Annotated in this window: 19 protein-coding genes; 6 read left to right on the top strand and 13 right to left on the bottom strand. The window is 69.3% G+C overall.

Annotation, left to right across the window (positions count from 1 at the left end; genetic code table 11):
• Positions 1–33 precede the first annotated feature (33 nt).
• Genes DI272_RS02345 through DI272_RS02330 form a run of 4 tightly spaced genes read right to left on the bottom strand, consistent with a single transcriptional unit; the run spans position 34 to position 3,918 of the window.
• Positions 34–1,248 (bottom strand): M20 family metallopeptidase, encoded by a 1,215-nt coding sequence (locus DI272_RS02345; protein WP_109493461.1) that lies wholly within the window; start codon positions 1,246–1,248, stop codon positions 34–36.
• On the bottom strand, positions 1,245–2,009 hold the full coding sequence (locus tag DI272_RS02340) for an amino acid ABC transporter ATP-binding protein (protein WP_109493460.1): 765 nt from the start codon (positions 2,007–2,009) through the stop codon (positions 1,245–1,247). The genes DI272_RS02345 and DI272_RS02340 overlap by 4 nt, the downstream gene beginning before the upstream one ends.
• Positions 2,006–2,968 (bottom strand): amino acid ABC transporter permease, encoded by a 963-nt coding sequence (locus DI272_RS02335; RefSeq protein WP_109493459.1) that lies wholly within the window; start codon positions 2,966–2,968, stop codon positions 2,006–2,008. Before DI272_RS02335 ends, DI272_RS02340 begins: the two co-directional genes overlap by 4 nt.
• 2 nt (positions 2,969–2,970) lie before the next feature.
• A complete protein-coding gene (locus tag DI272_RS02330; RefSeq protein ID WP_109493458.1) occupies positions 2,971–3,918 on the bottom strand; it encodes an ABC transporter substrate-binding protein in 948 nt (315 codons plus the stop codon).
• A 330-nt stretch (positions 3,919–4,248) separates the two neighbouring features.
• Here DI272_RS02330 and DI272_RS02325 point away from each other — a divergent pair, with 330 nt between their 5' ends.
• A complete protein-coding gene (locus tag DI272_RS02325) occupies positions 4,249–5,673 on the top strand; it encodes a pre-peptidase C-terminal domain-containing protein (RefSeq protein ID WP_181387065.1) in 1,425 nt (474 codons plus the stop codon).
• A 110-nt stretch (positions 5,674–5,783) separates the two neighbouring features.
• Here DI272_RS02325 and DI272_RS02320 read toward each other — a convergent pair whose 3' ends face one another.
• On the bottom strand, positions 5,784–6,500 hold the full coding sequence (locus DI272_RS02320; RefSeq protein ID WP_109493457.1) for a GAF and ANTAR domain-containing protein: 717 nt from the start codon (positions 6,498–6,500) through the stop codon (positions 5,784–5,786).
• Positions 6,501–6,719: 219 nt separating this feature from the next.
• Positions 6,720–7,586 (bottom strand): AraC family transcriptional regulator, encoded by an 867-nt coding sequence (locus DI272_RS02315; RefSeq protein WP_109493456.1) that lies wholly within the window; start codon positions 7,584–7,586, stop codon positions 6,720–6,722.
• Between the two features lie 226 nt (positions 7,587–7,812).
• On the opposite strand from DI272_RS02315, the gene DI272_RS02310 reads away from it, so the two are divergent.
• Positions 7,813–8,640, top strand: coding sequence for an SAM-dependent methyltransferase (locus DI272_RS02310; RefSeq protein ID WP_375138022.1), 828 nt, complete (start codon positions 7,813–7,815; stop codon positions 8,638–8,640).
• Between the two features lie 15 nt (positions 8,641–8,655).
• Here DI272_RS02310 and DI272_RS02305 read toward each other — a convergent pair whose 3' ends face one another.
• Complete coding sequence (locus DI272_RS02305) at positions 8,656–9,225, bottom strand: TetR family transcriptional regulator (protein WP_181387064.1); 570 nt, start codon at positions 9,223–9,225, stop codon at positions 8,656–8,658.
• A gap of 259 nt (positions 9,226–9,484) precedes the next feature.
• Between DI272_RS02305 and DI272_RS02300 the strand changes: the two genes are divergently transcribed.
• Positions 9,485–10,621, top strand: coding sequence for an alkane 1-monooxygenase (locus DI272_RS02300; protein WP_109493454.1), 1,137 nt, complete (start codon positions 9,485–9,487; stop codon positions 10,619–10,621).
• 78 nt (positions 10,622–10,699) lie between these two features.
• Positions 10,700–10,909: a hypothetical protein gene (locus DI272_RS02295; protein ID WP_146238304.1), complete on the top strand. Its 210-nt coding sequence runs from the start codon at positions 10,700–10,702 to the stop codon at positions 10,907–10,909.
• Between the two features lie 114 nt (positions 10,910–11,023).
• On the opposite strand, the gene DI272_RS02290 is transcribed toward DI272_RS02295, so the two are convergent.
• From DI272_RS02290 to DI272_RS02265, 6 genes are all read right to left on the bottom strand, one after another.
• The gene (locus DI272_RS02290) at positions 11,024–11,242 is read right to left on the bottom strand and encodes a hypothetical protein (protein ID WP_109493452.1); all 219 of its coding nucleotides are present in this window, start codon (positions 11,240–11,242) and stop codon (positions 11,024–11,026) included.
• Between the two features lie 103 nt (positions 11,243–11,345).
• Positions 11,346–11,555, bottom strand: coding sequence for a tryptophan-rich sensory protein (locus DI272_RS45060; RefSeq protein WP_258314435.1), 210 nt, complete (start codon positions 11,553–11,555; stop codon positions 11,346–11,348).
• Positions 11,556–11,619: 64 nt separating this feature from the next.
• Positions 11,620–11,862, bottom strand: coding sequence for a WhiB family transcriptional regulator (locus DI272_RS02280; protein WP_109493450.1), 243 nt, complete (start codon positions 11,860–11,862; stop codon positions 11,620–11,622).
• A 157-nt stretch (positions 11,863–12,019) separates the two neighbouring features.
• The gene (locus DI272_RS46145; protein ID WP_109493449.1) at positions 12,020–12,817 is read right to left on the bottom strand and encodes a DUF427 domain-containing protein; all 798 of its coding nucleotides are present in this window, start codon (positions 12,815–12,817) and stop codon (positions 12,020–12,022) included.
• A 396-nt stretch (positions 12,818–13,213) separates the two neighbouring features.
• The gene (locus DI272_RS02270; RefSeq protein WP_109493448.1) at positions 13,214–13,489 is read right to left on the bottom strand and encodes a DUF3253 domain-containing protein; all 276 of its coding nucleotides are present in this window, start codon (positions 13,487–13,489) and stop codon (positions 13,214–13,216) included.
• A 146-nt stretch (positions 13,490–13,635) separates the two neighbouring features.
• Entirely contained in the window at positions 13,636–14,295 is a 660-nt protein-coding gene (locus tag DI272_RS02265) for a TetR/AcrR family transcriptional regulator (protein WP_109493447.1), read from the bottom strand.
• A gap of 219 nt (positions 14,296–14,514) precedes the next feature.
• Here DI272_RS02265 and DI272_RS02260 point away from each other — a divergent pair, with 219 nt between their 5' ends.
• Both DI272_RS02260 and DI272_RS02255 read left to right on the top strand, forming a co-directional pair.
• Positions 14,515–15,975: an MFS transporter gene (locus DI272_RS02260; RefSeq protein ID WP_109493446.1), complete on the top strand. Its 1,461-nt coding sequence runs from the start codon at positions 14,515–14,517 to the stop codon at positions 15,973–15,975.
• 577 nt (positions 15,976–16,552) lie between these two features.
• A complete protein-coding gene (locus DI272_RS02255; RefSeq protein ID WP_109493445.1) occupies positions 16,553–17,965 on the top strand; it encodes an ABC transporter substrate-binding protein in 1,413 nt (470 codons plus the stop codon).
• The last annotated feature ends 53 nt before the right edge of the window (positions 17,966–18,018 follow it).

The following is an 18,018-nucleotide window of genomic DNA, read 5'->3' as shown; positions in this document are numbered from 1 at the left end:
GGCAGGTCGGGGACCGCGGGGGTGGTGCCCCGCTCATCGGGGGGCGGCGCTGCCGAGTTCCGCCACGAGAGCGGCCAGGAGGGCGACGCGCTGCGGGACGCTGGTGATGTCGAGCCATTCCTGGGGGGTGTGGTCGGCCCCGCCGACGGGGCCCAGACCGTCCAGGGTGGGTACTCCCGTGCCGGCGATCAGGTTGGCGTCGCCGACCCCGCCGGTGGTGGTCGCGTCCAGCGTCACGCCCATGGAACGGCCGGCCCGTCGCGCAAGGCCGAGCATGTGGCGGGAGGCGTCGGTGACTTCCATGGGTGGGCACAGGTCGAGCTGTTCGACATGGATGGTGGTGCCGGTGACGGCGGGGTGGGCGGCGGCGTCCTGGATCGCCCGCCTGACCCGCTGCACATCGGCGCTGGTGGCGGCCCGCACCTCGACGCGCAGTTCCGCATCGGCGCAGACGATGTTGGCGCGGCTGCCGGCCCTGATGGTCCCCACGTTGACGGTGACGCCGTCCCAACGGCCGTTGAGAGCTTGCAGTTCGACGATCAGATGGGCGGCCGACAGAGCGGCGTTGGCTCCGCGCTCGGGTTCGATGCCGGCATGGGCGGCTCGGCCGGTGACGGTGATGTGGAAGTCGGCGACGCCCTTGCGGCCGATGACGAGGTCACCGTTCTCGCGGGCGCACTCCAGGCCGAGGCCGTAGTGCACGTCACGGGCGGTCCGTTCGATGAGGGGGCGGCTGGCAGGCGAGCCGATCTCCTCGTCGGGAGTGGCGAGCAGAATCAGCTCGTCGTAGCCGGTCATGCCCTGCTCGTGCAGGATGTCGAGCGCCGTCAGGCCCGCGAGCAGCCCGCCCTTGTCGTCGCTCACACCGGGTCCGTGGGCGGTGGAACCGCGCACCGTGAACGGCCGGGCCTGCGCGGTGCCGCGGTCGAAGACCGTGTCCATGTGACCGGCGAGCAGAATCCTGCGGCCGCCCTCGGCCGACCGCAGGGTGCCCTGCTTGCGGGCGACGAGCGCGTCTCCGGCCCGGAACGTCCCGGCGGCGGGCAGACGTACGCGCTCGACGGTGAATCCGGTCCGCAGCAGGCGCTGCTGCACCCAGTCGGCGACCTTGTTGACGCCGTCGGGGTCGTAGGAGCCGGAGTCGATGGAGACCAGTTCGCGCAGGTCCTCCAGATAGCCGGAGCGGCGTCCACGGGCCAGGCCGAGCAGGTCTGCGGCGCGTTCCTGCCGACGGGGCGGCGCGCTCACAGGACCTTGGACAGGAAGGCACGGGTGCGTTCCTGCTGCGGGTCGACGAGGACCTGGCGGGGATCGCCCGCCTCCACGACGACGCCCTCGTCCATGAAGACGGCGGTGTCACCGACCTCTCGGGCGAAGCCGATCTCATGCGTGACGACGACCATGGTCATGCCGTCGGCGGCGAGTTGCCGCATGACGTCCAGGACGTCACCCACCAGCTCCGGGTCCAGAGCGGAGGTCGGTTCGTCGAAGAGCATCAGCTTGGGCCGCATGGCCAGCGCGCGGGCGATGGCGACGCGCTGCTGCTGGCCGCCCGACAGCTCCGCGGGGTAGTGGTGGCCCCGGTCGCCAAGGCCGACCCGCCGCAACAGCAGATGGGCCCGTTCACGGGCTTCCGCCTTGGACACTTTGCCGACCTTGACGGGGGCTTCCATGACGTTGTCGAGCGCGGTCATGTGCGGGAAGAGGTTGAAGCGCTGGAACACCATCCCGATGTCGCGGCGTCGTGCGGCGACCTCGCGTTCACGCAGTTCGTGGAGCTTGTTGCCCTGCTGGCGATATCCGACGAGGTCGCCGTCGACGGTGAGCCTGCCGCCGTCGACCTTCTCCAGGTGGTTGATGCAGCGCAGAAAGGTCGACTTGCCGGAGCCGGACGGCCCCAGCAGGCAGCACACCTGCCCCCGGTCGACGCTGAGGTCGATGCCCTTGAGCACCTCGAGCCTGCCGAAGCGCTTGCGCACGCCCTCGGCGAGCACCATGGTCGCGGTCATCGGGCGTTCTCCTTGTCCTTCTTGACGACCGACCCCGCGGCGCCGCCGAGCATCCGCCGGAGCGGGGAGACCTGTCGGCCGCGGGCGGTGCCGCGTCCGTAGCGGCGCTCCAGCCAGGCCTGGGGAATGCTGAGCAGGGTCACCAGGGCGAGGTACCAGATGCTGGCCACGACGAGCATGGGGATGACCTGGTAGTTCTGCGCGTACACGTCCTGGATGTTGGACATCAGGTCGTGCGCGGAGATGACCGAGACCAGGGCGGTCATCTTGAGCATGTTGATGGTCTCGTTGCCCATCGGCGGGATGATGACCCGCATCGCCTGGGGCAGCACGATCCTTCGCATCGTCAGTGCCGGACGCATGCCGAGCGAGTGCGCGGCCTCGGCCTGACCGGAGTCGACGGACTGGATGCCGGCCCGGACGATCTCGGAGGCGTAGGCGGCTTCATTGAGGCCGAGGGCGAGCAGCGCCGCGATCGCGGGCGTGAGCAGGCTGTTGGTCTCCGTCTGGAAGAAGGTGACCTCGGTGAAGGGGATGCCGATCTTCACGTACTGGTAGAGCGCGGCGGCATAACCCCAGAAGATGATCTGCACGAGCAGCGGGGTGCCGCGGAAGACCCAGACGAAGAAGGTGGCGATGCCGTACAGGACCGGGCTGGACGACAACCGCATGACCGCGATGAGCGTGCCCAGTCCGAGACCCAGCGCCATGGCCGCGGCGGTCAGCCAGAGCGTCGTGCCGAGCCCGTCGAAGATCAGGTCTGCGAACAGGTAGTCGCCCACGACGTCCCAGCGCAGATTGTCGTTCCTGGCCAGGGAGCCGATGAGGCCGACGAGCGCCAGTACCGACGCTGCCGCGGCGCACCAGCGGCCGTAGTTGCGGACCGGGACGACTTCGAGTTCCGGTGCGCTCGGCCGGTCCGTGGGCGGGGCCCCGAGTGGGTTCTTGGTGACGGTCATGCCTAGTCCACCGCCGCGTTACGGGTGGCTTTCTGCACCGCGATCGAGGCCACGCCGTACTTGCCGTAGATCTTGCTGACTGTGCCGTCGTCGATGAGGGCCTGGAGGGCCTTCTGGATCGCGTCGGTCAGCTCGGGCAGCTGCTTGCTGATGGCGATGCCGTTGGGGGAGGCGTTGTACCCGCCCGGCGCCGCCGCGTCCTCCACCAGGTCGAAGGCCTTGCCGTTGTCGGCGGTCTTGGCGACCCAGCCGGCGGCGGGCTTGGTGAGGACCTGGGCGACGACCTTGCCGGAGCGCAGGGCCAGCTGGGCGTCGGAGTCCTTGGGGAAGGTCTGGATGTCGATCTCCCCCTTGCCCGCGGCGGAGCAGGCCTGCTGGCGGGACTTCAGCAGGTCCAGCTGATTGGTGGCGGCCTGGACGGCGACCTTCTGGCCGCACAGGCCGTCCAGGTCGGCGATCTTGGAGGGGTTGCCGTCGGCGACGAGGATGCCGGAGCCGGAGTGGGAGTAGTCGACGAAGTCGACGACCTGCTGGCGCTCCTTGTTGTCAGTGATGGCGGACATGGCGGCATCGAACTTGCCGGCCTGGATGGCGGGCACGATCCCGTCGAACTTCTGCGGGGTGAAGGCGAAGTTCACGCCGAGCTTCGCGCCCAGCGCCTGGCCGAGGTCGTGGTCCAGGCCGGTGAGCTCGCTCTCGCCCTCCTTCACGAACATCTCGAACGGCGGGTAGGGCACGTCGGTCGCCACCCGTACCTTTCCGGCCTTCTTGATCTGGTCCGGCAGCAGGTCGTGCAGGGCCTGGTCCTTCTTGATCTCCACTCCGGCGACGGAGACCTTGCTCGCGCCCGCGGGCGCGGCGTCGTCGCCGTCCCCGCAGGCGGAGAGGGTGGTCAGGGCCAAGGCAGCCGCAGCGGCAGCTGAGACACGCTGGGCGAGTCGAGTGTTCATGGTGATGGAACCTCTCGGGATCTCTACCGACGGATCCCTGCCGTCGGCAACACAGCAGCGAAGTTACAGAATCCACCTTGGCTTGACTAGATGTATCAGGCGTTACGTTCGCGTAACGCGGCGTTCCAGGGCTCATGGACACGGCTATATGGGCTTTCACCTGCTTATTGATCGAAGCGAGATGCTCGCGCGGCCGGAGATCCGCAGTACATCTTCCGCTTTTGGTGAGCGACTTGTATCTTCCGCTACCGACTCAATGCGCTGCCACCTTCGGCGATGAAGGCGAGCGCCCGCCCTGAACGCAGCCCCCTCCCAGCCCCTGGAGCCCTCATGACGTCATGCCGCGCCCGCACGTTCGCCTACGCAGCCGTAGCGATGGGCGCTCTGGCCCTGCCCCTGGCCGTTCATCAGCCGGCCCACGCGGCCGCCGACCGGATCAGACTCGGAAGCGCCACCGATGCGAGCCGCACCTCCTGGAACGGGCCCGCGTTCACCATGAACGGGGCAGGCGGTGTGGTCGCCGCCTCGATGGCACGCGCCATCGACGACATCCGGGGCGGCAGCGGCAGCCTCGACGTCGTCGTCCTCGCCGGATCGGCCCCCACGTCGGGCAGCACCACCCCCGAGTGCGACACCGTCATGTCCCTCGCGGGTGTCAACTCCTGTACGACGTGGACCCTCACCGCCGCCGGCGACGGCAACGACGCACAGGTGAACACGGACATCCGCAATGCGGAGTTCGTCTACTTCGCAGGTGGCGACCAGTGCCGGTACGCCGCCTGGAAGGGCACCGCACTGGAGGCCTCCGTGGAGTCGGTCGTCGCCAAGGGCGGCGGATCCGGCGGCGGAAGCGCCGGCCACCACATCAACAGCCCCGTCGTCTACGACGCCTGCCAGGGCAGCGTCACCAGCTCCGCGGCCCTCGCCAACCCCTACGACCGTGCCATCAGCTTCACCACCGGCATGTTCCAGTGGGCCGACTACGGCGCCGTCGTCAACGACTCCCACTTCGTCACCCGTGACCGCATGGGGCGGACCATGGCGTTCGTCGCCAGGGCCGTCAAGGACGGTCTCACCCCGGGCGGCGCGGCCTGGGGAGTGGGCGTCGAGGAAGGCGGCTCGCTCTTCATCGACCGCAACGGCGAGGGCACCCAGTACGGGAAGGACGCCTATGTCGTCCTGGGCGACCACCAGCCCGAGCAGGCCGTCGACCGCACGCCGCTGACGTACTCCGGCTTCAAGATCTGGCGTCTGACACCGGGCACCGGCTTCGACTTCAGGAACCGGCCCACCTGCGGCTACTACCTGCGCAGCGTCATCGGCGGGGTGCCCGACGCCAACCTCTACAGCGGCACACCCGTCACCGACTGCGGCCAGTCCGGCGGCAGCACCCTGTCCGAGTCCGAACCCAACGACACACGTGACACCGCCGACGACGCCACCGCGTCGGCCGCCCCCGTGACCCTCTCCGGCGACATGAAGTCCAGCAGCGACCGCGACTACTACAAGTTCTCCCTGGCCTCCGGCCAGACCGTCACCCTGACCTGCGCCATACCGGCCGCCTACGACGCGGACGCGTACTGGCTCGACTCCGCCGGCAGCACCCTTCAGCGCTCCGTCAACGACGGCGCGGGCACCGACGAGGCCCTCACCTTCAAGCGGACCGCCTCCGGAACGGGCACCTACTACCTCGACATGGAGGCCTTCAGCGGATCCGGAACGTCCCCCTACACCTGTGCGGTGGCGAAGAGCTGACCTACCGCCGAGCCACGTGAACGCGGCATGGGCGGGGAGCCCGGCCGCTGCCCGCCCATGCCGCACACGGTGATCGCCAGGAGTGAGGGCCGGCTCCTGGCCACCCCCGGTCAAGCAGGATCTGGGCCTTGGGCGCGCACCCGCTGAGCTACGTCCCGCAACTTGATGTTGTGCTGCTGGGAGATACGGCGCAGAACACTGAAGGCGTCCTCCTCGCTGAGCTGATGGCGTTCCCTGAGGATCCCCATGGCCTCGCCGATCGCGTGTCGGGAGTCCATGGCGTGCTGCAACTGGTCGATCGTCCTGCTGCTGGAGAGGGCTACGGCGGCATGCGAGGCCAGCAGCCAGCCCGCCGTTTCGATGTCCTTGCCGAAGCCGCCGGGCCGGCGCGCGTAGAGGTTCAGCGCGCCGAAGTCCTCACGGTCGGTGTACAGCAGGACGCCGGTCATGCTGCCCACCCCCAGCCGCTGAGCCCCGGCCGCGAACCGTTTCCATTGCGACTGCGGCCGGGTGAGGTCAGCGATCCGGTAGACCCGCTCGTCCCCCTTGCCCCGAGCCAGGTCGAAGCACGGGCCCTCGCCCAGCTCACCCTGCAGCCGGTCGCACTCCCGCACCATCTCCCCATGGGCGGCCACGGTCACCGCCCGCCCTTTGCGCACGGCCAGGATTCCAGCCGCGTCACAGCCGTCAACCAGTTCGACCGCAGACTCGACGATCTTGTCCAAGGTCGCCTGCACGGATTCCTGGGACAGCAACTCGCGCGCGAGCAGTGCCATCTGCTCGGCGAACTCACGCCATTCCACGCCGCCATCCGCATCGGTCGCCATACCGGTCACCCTACTTGCCGGCTGGACCGCACAAGGAGAGCGAACGAACGCCCCGCCGCCGGGCGACGGCGACCCAGAACGCCTCGTGGGGGAGGCCCACGGGGCAGGTTCGAAAGCAGAACCCACCCACGCGTGGTCAAGGAGCCGCTCTCGCCGGGGACCGGCCGACAGGACCGACCGGAGCGCTCGCACGCGCCTGCCCCCGGCTTGCCTCCTGTGTCAGCCGAGCTCGGGTTCCACCGGAAGCCACAGTTCGGCGTCGGCCTCGCTCGTCCCGGGCGACAGGCGGGTGCGCAGGATCTCGGGGCCGGTACGGCTGCGGTACGGGTTCGACGGGAACCACTCGGTGAAGACGTCCCGCCACAGCTCCTGGATGGCCTGCGGTGCCGGCCCGGAGGTGGTGAAGACCGCCCAGGTGCCGGCCGGGACGGCCAGGGCGGTGGTGCCCTCAGGGGCAGCCGCGGAGGTGATCACCGCGTGGTAGTAGTCGAGCTCGGTGCCCTCGGCGCGGCCGGGGTCGAGATCGTCGCAGACCGCGACGATGCCTTCCGGTTCCTGGTCCGACAACTGCTGCAGACGCTCCAGGGTCCGCTGGTCGATGCCGCGCACGAAGTCGATGATCGCCTGGTTCGGCCCGGCATGCACCAGCGGTACGCGCTTCTTGAGCCCCACGACCGTGAAGTCCGCCTTGTCCACAACGCGGTATCGCATGCTGCTGCTCCCTTCGATGATGAGACGGAAGGTCATCCGGGGCTGAGAGCTGAGCGCGGCGCCAGTGCGTCGGGCCTCGCCCGGGACGACGCCGTGCATGGCGCGGAACGCCCGGGCGAACGCCTCGCCGGAGCCGTAGCCGTAGCGCACCGCGATCTCCAGCAGCGTCTCGCGGCTCGCGAGTACGTCGGCTCCCGCGACGGTGAGCCGACGGCGCCGGATGTACTCCGACAGCGGCATGCCCGCCAGCGCCGAGAACATCCGGCGCAGGTGGTACTCCGAGGTGGCCGCGACACGGGCCAGCTCGGCCACCTCGATGTCCTGGCTGAGACGGCCCTCGATGTGCTCCATGGCCTGGTTCAGTCGCTCCAGCACGCCAGGCTTCCTTCCTGTTGACGACCACCACGCTAGGCAGGGCGCACCGTGCCTGACCCGACATCCTGTGCCCGATCAAGTCGGGTGCGCACGGCAGCCCGGCTCGCGGACGGCTGATCCCTTCGCGGAATTCGCCCAGTGGATTACGGCACACGACGCCGGTGTCCTCTGCACAGCTTGAGAGAAGGCCCCGATCGGGGACACACCGGCGATGTTGTCGGGAAGAATGACCGCCATGACGTACGACGGCCCCGCCATCGACCCGACCAAGCCCAGCATCGCCCGCGTCTACGACTACCTGCTCGGCGGCAAGGACAACTACGCCGTGGACCGCGAGATCGGCGATGTGTTCAAGCGTGATCTGCCCGGTTCGGTCGCCATCGCGTTCGCCAACCGCGCGGCCCTGACCCGCGCGGTCCGGGAGATCGCGAGGACCACCGGTGTCCGGCAGTTCATCGACCTGGGCAGCGGCCTGCCGACCGCGGACAACGTCCACCAGGTCGCGCAACGGCACGCGCCTGAGTCCCGGGTGGTCTACGTCGACATCGATCCCCAAGTGCTGGTCCATGGCCGTGCGTTGCTGGAGGACAACGACCGGACCCGCGTCGTCGCGGTCGACGTGCGCGATCCCGAGGGCATTCGCACGCACCCCGATACGCTCAAGATCATCGATTTCGCTCGCCCGGTCGCCGTGATCTTCAGCGCCATCCTCCACCACGTCAACGATGACGAGGACCCGGCCGGCATCGTCCGCCACTGGCGTGATCACGTCCCCTCGGGCAGCTACTTCTTCATCAGCCACTTCCGCTCGGGCAACAACCCGGAGACCGCGGAGGCCGAGGCGGTCCTCCAGCAGACGTTCGGCCGCGGCCGGTGGCGCACCGACGCGGAGATCGCCTCCCTGCTGGACGGCCTGGAGATCCTCGACCCAGGCATCGTGCCCGCGTCCCTGTGGCGTCCCGACGAGACCGACGACGCGAGGGACATCGGAGGCAGACGAGAACTCACGGTCTGGGAACACCTCATCGCCGCAGGGCTGGCCCGCAAGGCATAGCGGGCCGGATGATCATCAGCCCGCCGAGGCGCCGGGAACGCCGAGAACCGCGCACGTGGCACGGGCGACGCGGGCGGGGACGTCAGCGTCGCCCGGGCCGGGCAGCAGCATGTGGCTGAGCGTCAGCCGCACCGCCACGTCCGCGGCCTCCACGCGCCGCTGCTGCGCGGCCCCCGGCACGGTCTCGGCCAACCAGACGGTCAGGAGATCACGAGCGGAGGAGAACACCGGGTCGGGCCGGCTCGTCAGGAACGGAAGCAACGCGTCGGTGCCGCCCCGCGCGGCCATGAGCACGGCGCGGATGAACGGATTGCGTCGCCCTTCGGCGAGCGCGTGGGCCACGCCCTCCCGCAGGGCATCGTAGAAACTCCGCCGGTCCGCGCCCAGCACTGCCGCCAGACCGAGCAGGAAGTGCTCGGTCTCGCGTTCCACCAGGGCTTGTCCGACCCCTGCCCGGTCGCCGAACTCCTTGTAGATGGAGGGCCGCGACACCTCAGCCCGTTCTGCGAGGTCGGCGATCCGCACGCGGTCCCAGCCGTTCTGCGCGGCCAGCGTCCACGCCTCGCGCAGTACGCGTTCGCGCATCTGACGACGCCAGGCGACACGCGGCGGATCAGGGCGTTCCGATACAGGAGTGACCGCAACCATCCGGACAGTGTGTCAGGGGGCCCGCTCGGCAAGGAGTACCGCTACCGCATCTGACGGTCCGTCAAAATATTGACGCCGCGCCACCTTTGTCAGCGACCCCGGGCACTGACAACCTCAGGACTCCCCCCGGTCGCGCTTCCGCCGGCTCCCTCCCGTACGGGCGGCGGAAGCGCGACATCCCTGCCCGGAGGTCCTCATGGCACAGCGCTACGGTGACGGCGCTCAACGGTGGCGTGATCCGAAGCGGTACATGTGGCTGCTCGCCCTGGCCGTTCCCACGCTGCCCTTTCAGGCAGCAGGGCTCGTCGCTCTCACCGGCGCCCGAGCGCTGTGGTGGTGGGGGCCGGTCTTCGCGTTCGTTCTGCTGCCGGTGCTCGACCACGTCACGGGCGAGGACAGCGCCAACCCTCCCGAGGAGGCGATGCCACGCCTTGAGGCGGACCGCTACTACCGCTGGTGCACCTATCTGTACCTGCCCCTGCAGTTCGGCGCCGTCGTCTGGGCGTGCGGCCGGTGGGCGGGCGGGTCGCTGTCGGTCGTGGACAGCCTGGGTCTGACCGCCACCACCGGCGTGGTCGCGGGCGTGGCCATCAACACCGCACACGAACTGGGTCACAAACGCGCGCAGTTGGAGAGAAGGCTGAGCCGGATGGCGCTGGCGCAGAGCGGCTACGGCCACTTCTACGTCGAGCACAACCACGGCCACCACATCCGCGTGGCAACGCCCGAGGACCCCGCGAGTTCCCGCATGGGGGAGAGCTTCTGGCGTTTCCTGCCCCGGTCGGTCGCCGGCAGTCTGCGCTCGGCCTGGCATCTGGAGTGCCGACGGCTGGAACGGCGCGGCCGACGTGCCGTCAGCCGTCACAACGACGTGCTGACGGCCTGGGCGCTGACCGTGGTGCTGTTCACCACGCTGGCACTGTGCTTCGGGCCTGTCGTCCTGCCCTACCTGTTCCTCCAGGCGGTGCTCGGGTTCTGCCTGCTGGAAACGGTCAACTACCTGGAGCACTACGGGCTGTTGCGGCGACGCCGCCCCGACGGGCGCTACGAGCGCGTGTCACCGCGGCACAGCTGGAACAGCAACAACACGGTCAGCAACCTGTTCCTGTTCCAGCTCCAGCGGCACTCCGACCACCACGCCAATCCCCTGCGCCGCTACCAGACACTGCGCCATTTCGACGAGGCGCCGCAACTGCCCTCCGGCTACGCGACGATGATGGTGATGGCGTGGTTTCCTCCGCTGTGGCGGCGCATCATGGACCCACGGCTCCAGGCTCACTACGGCGGTGACCTGTCCCGCGTGAACGTCCGCGTCGCATCGCACCGCCGCTGACCCGTGAAGTTCCCGATGGAAGTCACTTCCCGCATCCAAAGCAGCGCACATCGTCGAATGATGCCTGGGAGGTTGACCATGGAACAGTCCGATCGAACGCGACCCGACAAGGCCCTGGCAGTGATGTACGCGGTGTGCTCCGCGTGCGGGTTCATGGGACGGGTGCTCACGGTCGATGAGGGGCTCGACAATGTCTTCGACGAAGCCCGGGCCCACGCACTCGGAGCACACGGCAGAGAAGCGATGAGAGACATCGAGATCGTCTGGGACGTCATTCCCGTGGGCTGACGACGACGGACCGGCGGCCGGGCGGAACGACACGGACACGGTTGCGGGGCGTCGCCCCGGCGCACCGAGCTGTGGATCGGGTCCGACGGACCTCAGCGAGCCGGCTTGTCGTCATCAGTCAGCCCGCCAGGTATCCGGGCCGCCGCCCCGCCACTCGATCAGCGCGGACCGAACGACGTCCATCTCGTCCCAATCCTGGAGCCCGGCTTCCTGAACGAACGCGGCGATGTCGAGGACGCTGTAGGCGATGCCGACGAAGTGGTCGTCGATTCGCACGCGCCGCCCGCCGTCCTCGGCGGGCGGGTACACAAGGACAGGATGATCGGTGGCCATGCAGTCAGCCTGCGGGCGAGACGCCGGAGACGCATGGTGGGGTGCGCCGCCGGCGTGGCCGGCGGGCGGTCGTTCCCCTGTGCGGGTGCCCGCGAGCTGAGAGTCAGCGCGTGGAGTTCTGCCGGGCGAGGGATGCGTTGAGGACGGTGGCGAAGGCGCACCATCCCGCGTAGGGCCAGAGGGTTCGCGCCGCGGCCGTGTCCGTGCGGGCGGTCAGGCTGGTGATGATGCGGGTGCGTGCACGACGGTCGGAGGCGGTGCCCAGGGCGTGGCCGGCTGCGTAGGCGACGGTGGCGTACAGCGGCGTCCACACGGCTTCCCTTCGTCGGGCATCTCGCACAGAGACTGACGGGGAGAGCTGATGCCACCTGCGGTGTCTACTCCGTGTCGGGGCGTCGCTCGTCGAGCATCGCGCGTCGGATGGCACGCCGCTGGGCCGCCGTCGTGGCACCCCAGATGCCGGCGTCCTCGCCGTGCTCGACGGCCCAGAAACGGCAGGCGAGGAGAACCGGGCAACGGCGGCACACAGTGCGGGCTTGGTCGACCTGCGGATTGCTGTTCAGTTCCGTGAGCGGAAAGAACTGTTCCGGATCTTCGTCGAGACAGGCGGCATCTCGCATCCAGCTTCGATCGCTGGGGAGGCGGCGAGGGGCGACAGGGTCGTGCAGCACAGTGCACCTCCGCGCGGTTCAGGTGGCGACCCGGCTGCGACACACGGGTGCCGCAGACCCGGCAGAGGTGGTTCTTCCACTGTAACGGCCGGTGCGGCTCGCTGCTTCACCACAACTGGGTGCCCGGCGCACCCTTGAACGGCCCCCTGATCTCCGAGGTGATCCAGCCGCCGTAGAAGTCGCCCTCCTGCGCCGTGACCTCTTCCCCGGCGACCACGCAGCGGTCCATGCGGCTCGGGTAGAAGGCGTAGAAGCCGGCGAGGGCTGTGTACTCGGGCTCGGGACGCGGATAGCTCCAAGCGGCGCCAACGCGTGCGTCGTCTCCCACGATGACGTCCCAGTACTGGGCCGACCCCTTCCACTCGCACCAGGTCCGGCCCGAGACCGCCGGGAACAGAAGCTCGGTGCGGACGTCCTGCGGAGGGATGTAGAAGACAGGGGGATGGCTGGTCTCAAGTACCCGAACCGCTCGGCGGGTCTCGGCCACCACCGTGCCGGCGCACTCAACCCGTACGAGGCGGTCGTCCTCCCGCACGGCGGGTGGCCGCGGGTAGTCCCAGACGGACTCGGGACTGCGCGGTGCGGGCGGCGGCACAGGCTCGTCCAGCGGGTCCAGGTACACCTCGTCCTCGTAACACCAGGCCCATGCGCGGTCGCTTCCCAGAGCCCGGGCCACCTGGTGTCCGCTGGCGTCGAAGTGGGCCGTGGCGTGCGCACCCGGAGAGCTGTCGTCGCAGCCCACGTGTCCGCAGGTCAGGCACAGCAACTGGCCATCCGGTACCCGCCCGCGTGCCGCGCAGGACGGGCACGCCTCACTCAGCGGTGTCGGGTCGGCCGTCCAGGTGTGGGAACACGGTTTTCCCGACGGCCGTCCGCCATCGGGCCGGGGCGTCCATCTCGTCATCGGTCATCACCGACCTGGGCGAAATCCCCGGCGCAGCCCTCCGGCATTGCGTCCCGACCACTGTCCGAGTTATCCACGATCTCTCCTCCGGCTCGCTCGCTCTCCGACCCCTTCGCCTCTGCGCCGCGAGGGGGATGCAGGTCTCGGGTGATCCGCTGCTGGTCGAGGGGCCCTGCGGTCCCGCATCTCCGGTGCGCCTGATCCATTCCCGAGGGGTGAGCGCGTGGCCGACGGCGTCACGGGTCCAGAGCTCGCCACCAGATCATCGGGCACATCCGACGTCAGCTCGGTCGCGACACCGGACGATGCGGCTGGACGTGGTCCCGCGCCGGATCCGGTGGATGTGTCGGGTCGCAGGTTGCAGCTGCCGCGGTACGTGCCCGCGCCACGCCGCCGTCACCGAAGTGCGCGCCGAATCCGGACGGGTCCGCGCGCCTGTGTCTCCATGACCGGTCGGCCGCCCTGCGTCACCTCGACCTCGCCGGCCGCCACCAGGCGCCATGCCGCTCGGCGAGCGGGTTCCATCAGGGCCCGCCAGCCGTCGCCGTCACCTTCGTAGACCTCGCGCGCCGCGTCGGACGGACAGATGGACGCGGTGTCGGCGCGGCGCTGCAGGAGGCTCATGATGGCCTTCTCCAGCCGCTCATCGAGCTGCCGGTCCGTCTCTTCCACGCGGTCCAGTCTGCCGGAGGGCCGGTGCGACGTCAGGTCGGGTCGTCGCCCGCGCCCGGCGGTGATCGCGGCCCCGGAGGTGCCGCCGGCGGACAGGGCGGCCGAGGATGAGGGTCCTGTGCCCCGGGTGGCGCGGGCCGGGCGTGTCAGTGAGTGTCGGGGGTTTCGGCCTGGAGGCGCAGGCCCGCCAGTGTCAGTTCCAGTGCGGCGAGGAACTGGTCCCGGTCGTCGTGCTCGGCGAATTCGTCGGCGATCTGGTGGACGAACGGGAACTCCGCCGCATCGAGCGACCGCCATGTCTCGGCGTAGCGGCTGAGGTACTCCACACGGTCCACTTTCCCGTCGAGCAGCTCCTGGGGGAGTTCCGCGCCCAGGTCGGCGGCGGTGCCGACCACGACGCCCAAGATCGCTGAGACGGCGTGGAAGCGCTGCCGCGGTGTGAGGTCGAGGCGCAGTGTCTGCTGGCCGAGCCTTTCGTACAGGCGCAGCGAGTGGCCCTGGACGTCGGTGTTGCGCATGAAGTAGGCCGACAGCCAGGGTCGGTCGATCATCGCGTCGAACAGGGTGACGGCCATCTCGCGCAGGTCGGCGATCGGGTCGTCGCTCTGCGGCTGTTCCTCGACGGCGGTCAGCATCCCGGCGACCACGTGATCGGTGGCGCGGTCGAAGAGTTCGTCCTTGTTGGAGACGTACCAGTAGATCGTGCCGACACCCGTGCCGAGCCGGGCGGCGAGGGCGCGGAAGGTCAGGGCCGATGCGCCCGCCTCGTCCAGCAGGGCCACGGCTGCGGTGAGGACGGCCTCCATGGAGTGCGAAGCACGTTGGCGCCCTCGGGGAGTGCTCTCGGTAGCGGTACGTGTGCGCGGGCGTGGCATGGCATCCATCCAATCACAGACTTGCGCCTTCATCGAACTACGTTCTACTGTCGAACGGCGTTCCAGTATAGAACGCCGTTCGTTAATCGAACCCTGTTCCCACGCCGAGCGCCTCCCGAGGCTCGGCGACGTTCAGAGAGGAGGCCGGCCATGACCGCGACCACCACCACCGAGTCCGCTTCCACCCGTACCTACTCATCACTGCGCGCGGCCTGGATGCCACTGACCGCGCTCTGCCTGGCCTTCTTCGTCGAGATGGTCGACAACACGCTGCTGTCCATCGCGCTGCCGACCATCGGCCGTGACCTCGGCAGCGGCACAACCGCCCTGCAATGGGTCACCGGCGCCTACTCGCTGACCTTCGGCGGTCTCCTGCTGACGGCGGGGTCGCTGGCCGACCGCCTCGGACGCCGACGGGTGCTGCTCATCGGCCTCGCCGTGTTCGGCCTGCTGAGCCTCGGCGTCATCGCCGTCGACTCCGCGGGGGAGCTCATAGCCCTGCGGGCCGGGCTCGGCATCGCCGCCGCGGCCATGGCCCCCATCACCAACTCGCTCGTCTTCCGGCTCTTCGGCGACCAGGCCCTGCGCATGCGGGCGATGACCCTGATGATCGTCGTCGGCATGTCCGGGTTCGTGCTCGGCCCGCTGCTGGGCGGCACCGCGCTCGCGCATGTCAGCTGGCAGTGGCTGCTGTTGATCAACGCGCCCATCGCCCTGATCGCCGGCATCGGAGTGCGGCTCGGAGTCGCCGCCGACCGTCCTCAGGACCTGACCGACGACAAGCTCGACCTGCCGGGCGCCGTCCTGAGCGTCCTCACCATCGGCCTGGCCTGCTACACGCTGACCAGCGGCGTCGAGCACGGCTGGCTCTCCGCCACCACGCTCGCGTCGATCTCCGGGGCCCTGGCCGCGGGCATCGCGTTCGTGCGGCACGAGCGCCGCAGCGCCGCCCCCATGCTGGACCTCACCATCTTCTCCGGCGGGACCGTCCGCGGCGCGGCCATCGCGCAGATCGGTACGTCCATCGCGATGGCCGGCGTGATGTTCGGGCTCATCCTGCACTTCCAGTACGCCTATGGATGGAGCCCCGTGCGGGCCGGTCTGGCGAACCTGCCGATCATCGTCACCATGATCGTCGCCACCCCGCTGTCGGAAGGTCTCGCCAAGCGGTTCGGCCACCGCATCGCCTGCCTGGTCGGTGCGGCCTGTCTGGCGGGCGCGCTCGCCGGGCTGGCCTGGGGTGTCGACCACGGGTACGTCGCGATCGCCGCCTCCATGGTCGTGATGACCGTCGGGCTGCGCACCGTCATGACGATCTGCGCCATCGCCCTGGTCGACGCGATGCCGGACAACCGCACCTCGATCGGCGCGGCGCTCAACGACACCGCCCAGGAGGTGGGTACCAGCGTCGGCACGGCCGTGGTCGGCACCTTGATCGCCGCACTGGTCACCACCCGACTGCCCGCGGGCGTCTGGAGCGACGACCTCGTGCAGTCCTTCTTCCACGGCGAGCGGATCATCTACGGCGTGCTCGCCGTGCTCGTCGGCCTGATCGCCGCAGGCGGCGCGCTCGCCCTCACCGACTCGCACACGGTCGAGGAGCCGGCCTGAGGTGTCCGGGCCCGGCCGGGCGGCCGTGCCGGTCGGGCTGAGAGCTAGGGCCAGGCGCTGCAATCGCAGCCCCTGGCCCTTCGGGCTTATCAAGCCTTTGCGTCCATAGCGTCGGAGTTTGCGGAAGCGGGTCGGGCGGACGGCATCGAAGTGCCGTCGCAGCAGGCATGCAGTGCGGTGAGGCCGGGGCGCGGGTGGGGCGGATGCGTTCAGGCCCGTGCTGCCCGGCGGCGTGGAGCCGCCGCGTCCTCCGGTTCCGCTGGTCGTTCGCCCTTTGGCCGCCGCCCGGCGGCACCGCTTCCGATTTGCCGTCGCTACCGGCGGTTCGGCGGCACGGCCCCGGGTGCGAGTCGTGGCGTGGCCCTCTGCCGGCCCTCCCGGCGGTTGTGGCGTAGGTCGGCAGTCGCGTCTCCCTTGCTTCGTTGCTGCCCAGACGACACCGCATTGTCGAGCAATTACGAATTTGACGCGCAATCTTGCGTTCACTTGTCGGCGGTGGTTGAGTGTGGCCCGCCCCACAACGCACCTGTACCGAAGGTGGGGCCTCCTCCACGTCATGCCCGAAGGGGACCCACCCATGAGAGTTGCCCGGTTCCGTCGTACGCGCCGCGCCAGCGCGGTCGCTCTCGTCTCCGCCCTGACACTGACCGCCCTGGCCGCCTGCGGCACCAGCAGCAGTGACAACGGGGACAACTCCGAGGGGAGCGGATCGAGCGACCCGTCCGCCCCGCTGGACCCCAAGACGAAGGTGACCCTCACCATCGACTGCATGCCCCCGACGGCGAAGGCTGCCGAGCTCAAGGAGTGGAAGGAGGACGTCGCCGAGTTCAACAAGACGTACCCGAACGTCACCATCGAGGGACGTTCCACCCCGGGGCAGTGTCTGGAACCGGCGCGCTTCACGGCCATGTTGAAGGCCAAGTCGCAGCCGGACGTCTTCTACACCTACTTCACCGACCTGGACCAGGTCCTCTCCGAGGGCGGCGCCGCCGACATCAGCGCGTACGTCAACGACAAGACGGTGCCGCTGCTCAAGGACATCGACCCCAACGTCCTCGGGCAGCTCAAGAAGGACGGCAAGCTCTACGGCCTGCCCACCAGCAACTACACGATGGGCCTGCTGATCAACCGCAAGCTCTTCAAGCAGGCCGGCCTCGACCCCGACACCCCGCCGCGCACCTGGGACGAGGTCCGCGCCGCGGCCAAGAAGATCGCCGGCCTCGGCGACGGCATCGCCGGCTTCGGCGAGTACAGCGCCGGCAACACCGGCGGCTGGCACTTCACCGCCCAGATGTACAGCCGTGGCGGCGAGATAGTCGACGCCACCGGGAAGAAGGCCGCCTTCAACGACGAGATCGGCAAGCAGGTCGCCGAGAACCTCCACGCCATGCGCTGGGACGACGACAGCATGGGCAAGACCCAGCTGCTGAAGTGGGGCGACCTGCAGAAGCAGATCGCCACCGACAAGCTCGGCATGTTCCTCGCCGCACCCGACGACATCGCGTACATGGTCCAGCAACTGGGCGCCCAGTACGAGAACTTCGGCATGGGGCCGATCCCCGGCGGCCAGAGCACCCTCGCCGGCGGCAACAACTACATGATCAAGAAGGGCATCTCGGGCGACAAGGTCAAGGCCGCGATCGCCTGGCTCAACTTCAAGAACCTCACCGTCGGCAAGGGCCAGTTCGACTGGGAGCGCACCAAGGCCGACAAGCTTCCCGTCGGTGTCCCGCAGCCCAACTTCTGGCTGAACGAGTCCAAGACCAAGGACGACGCGGCCCGCCAGGCCAACGCCACCATGCCGGTCGCCAACTTCAAGGCGTTCATGGACAACCCGGTCCCGGGCAAGGCCGAGCCGCCGAAGGCCCAGGAGATCTACAAGGTCCTCGACAACGTGATGTCCGGCATCCTCACCAACAAGAACGCCGACATCGACAAGCTCCTGTCCACCGCCGAGTCGCAGGTCAACCAGGTCCTGGCCAACCAGTGACCGGCCGGGGCGGGGCCGCCCGTCCGCGGCGGCCCCGCCCGGCAGCAGCAACG

The sequence above is a fragment of the Streptomyces sp. Act143 genome (genome assembly GCF_003143935.1).
Taxonomy (GTDB): domain Bacteria; phylum Actinomycetota; class Actinomycetes; order Streptomycetales; family Streptomycetaceae; genus Streptomyces.
Note: the sequence above shows the minus strand (reverse complement) of the source record. Positions and strands in the feature narration are given on the sequence as shown.

Excerpts from the sequence above, each read along its gene's own strand:
- DI272_RS46145 (WP_109493449.1), bottom strand. The coding sequence starts at position 12,817 with ATGACGAGATGGACGCCCCGGCCCGATGGCGGACGGCCGTCGGGAAAA.
- DI272_RS02305 (WP_181387064.1), bottom strand. The coding sequence starts at position 9,225 with ATGCGCGAACGCGTACTGCGCGAGGCGTGGACGCTGGCCGCGCAGAAC.
- DI272_RS02330 (WP_109493458.1), bottom strand. The coding sequence starts at position 3,918 with ATGAACACTCGACTCGCCCAGCGTGTCTCAGCTGCCGCTGCGGCTGCC.
- DI272_RS02295 (WP_146238304.1), top strand. The coding sequence starts at position 10,700 with ATGGAACAGTCCGATCGAACGCGACCCGACAAGGCCCTGGCAGTGATG.
- DI272_RS02340 (WP_109493460.1), bottom strand. The coding sequence starts at position 2,009 with ATGACCGCGACCATGGTGCTCGCCGAGGGCGTGCGCAAGCGCTTCGGC.
- DI272_RS02300 (WP_109493454.1), top strand. The coding sequence starts at position 9,485 with ATGGCACAGCGCTACGGTGACGGCGCTCAACGGTGGCGTGATCCGAAG.
- DI272_RS02320 (WP_109493457.1), bottom strand. The coding sequence starts at position 6,500 with ATGGCGACCGATGCGGATGGCGGCGTGGAATGGCGTGAGTTCGCCGAG.
- DI272_RS02310 (WP_375138022.1), top strand. The coding sequence starts at position 7,813 with ATGACCGCCATGACGTACGACGGCCCCGCCATCGACCCGACCAAGCCC.
- DI272_RS02325 (WP_181387065.1), top strand. The coding sequence starts at position 4,249 with ATGACGTCATGCCGCGCCCGCACGTTCGCCTACGCAGCCGTAGCGATG.
- DI272_RS02335 (WP_109493459.1), bottom strand. The coding sequence starts at position 2,968 with ATGACCGTCACCAAGAACCCACTCGGGGCCCCGCCCACGGACCGGCCG.
- DI272_RS02255 (WP_109493445.1), top strand. The coding sequence starts at position 16,553 with ATGAGAGTTGCCCGGTTCCGTCGTACGCGCCGCGCCAGCGCGGTCGCT.
- DI272_RS02280 (WP_109493450.1), bottom strand. The coding sequence starts at position 11,862 with ATGCGAGATGCCGCCTGTCTCGACGAAGATCCGGAACAGTTCTTTCCG.
- DI272_RS02260 (WP_109493446.1), top strand. The coding sequence starts at position 14,515 with ATGACCGCGACCACCACCACCGAGTCCGCTTCCACCCGTACCTACTCA.
- DI272_RS02290 (WP_109493452.1), bottom strand. The coding sequence starts at position 11,242 with ATGGCCACCGATCATCCTGTCCTTGTGTACCCGCCCGCCGAGGACGGC.
- DI272_RS02265 (WP_109493447.1), bottom strand. The coding sequence starts at position 14,295 with ATGGAGGCCGTCCTCACCGCAGCCGTGGCCCTGCTGGACGAGGCGGGC.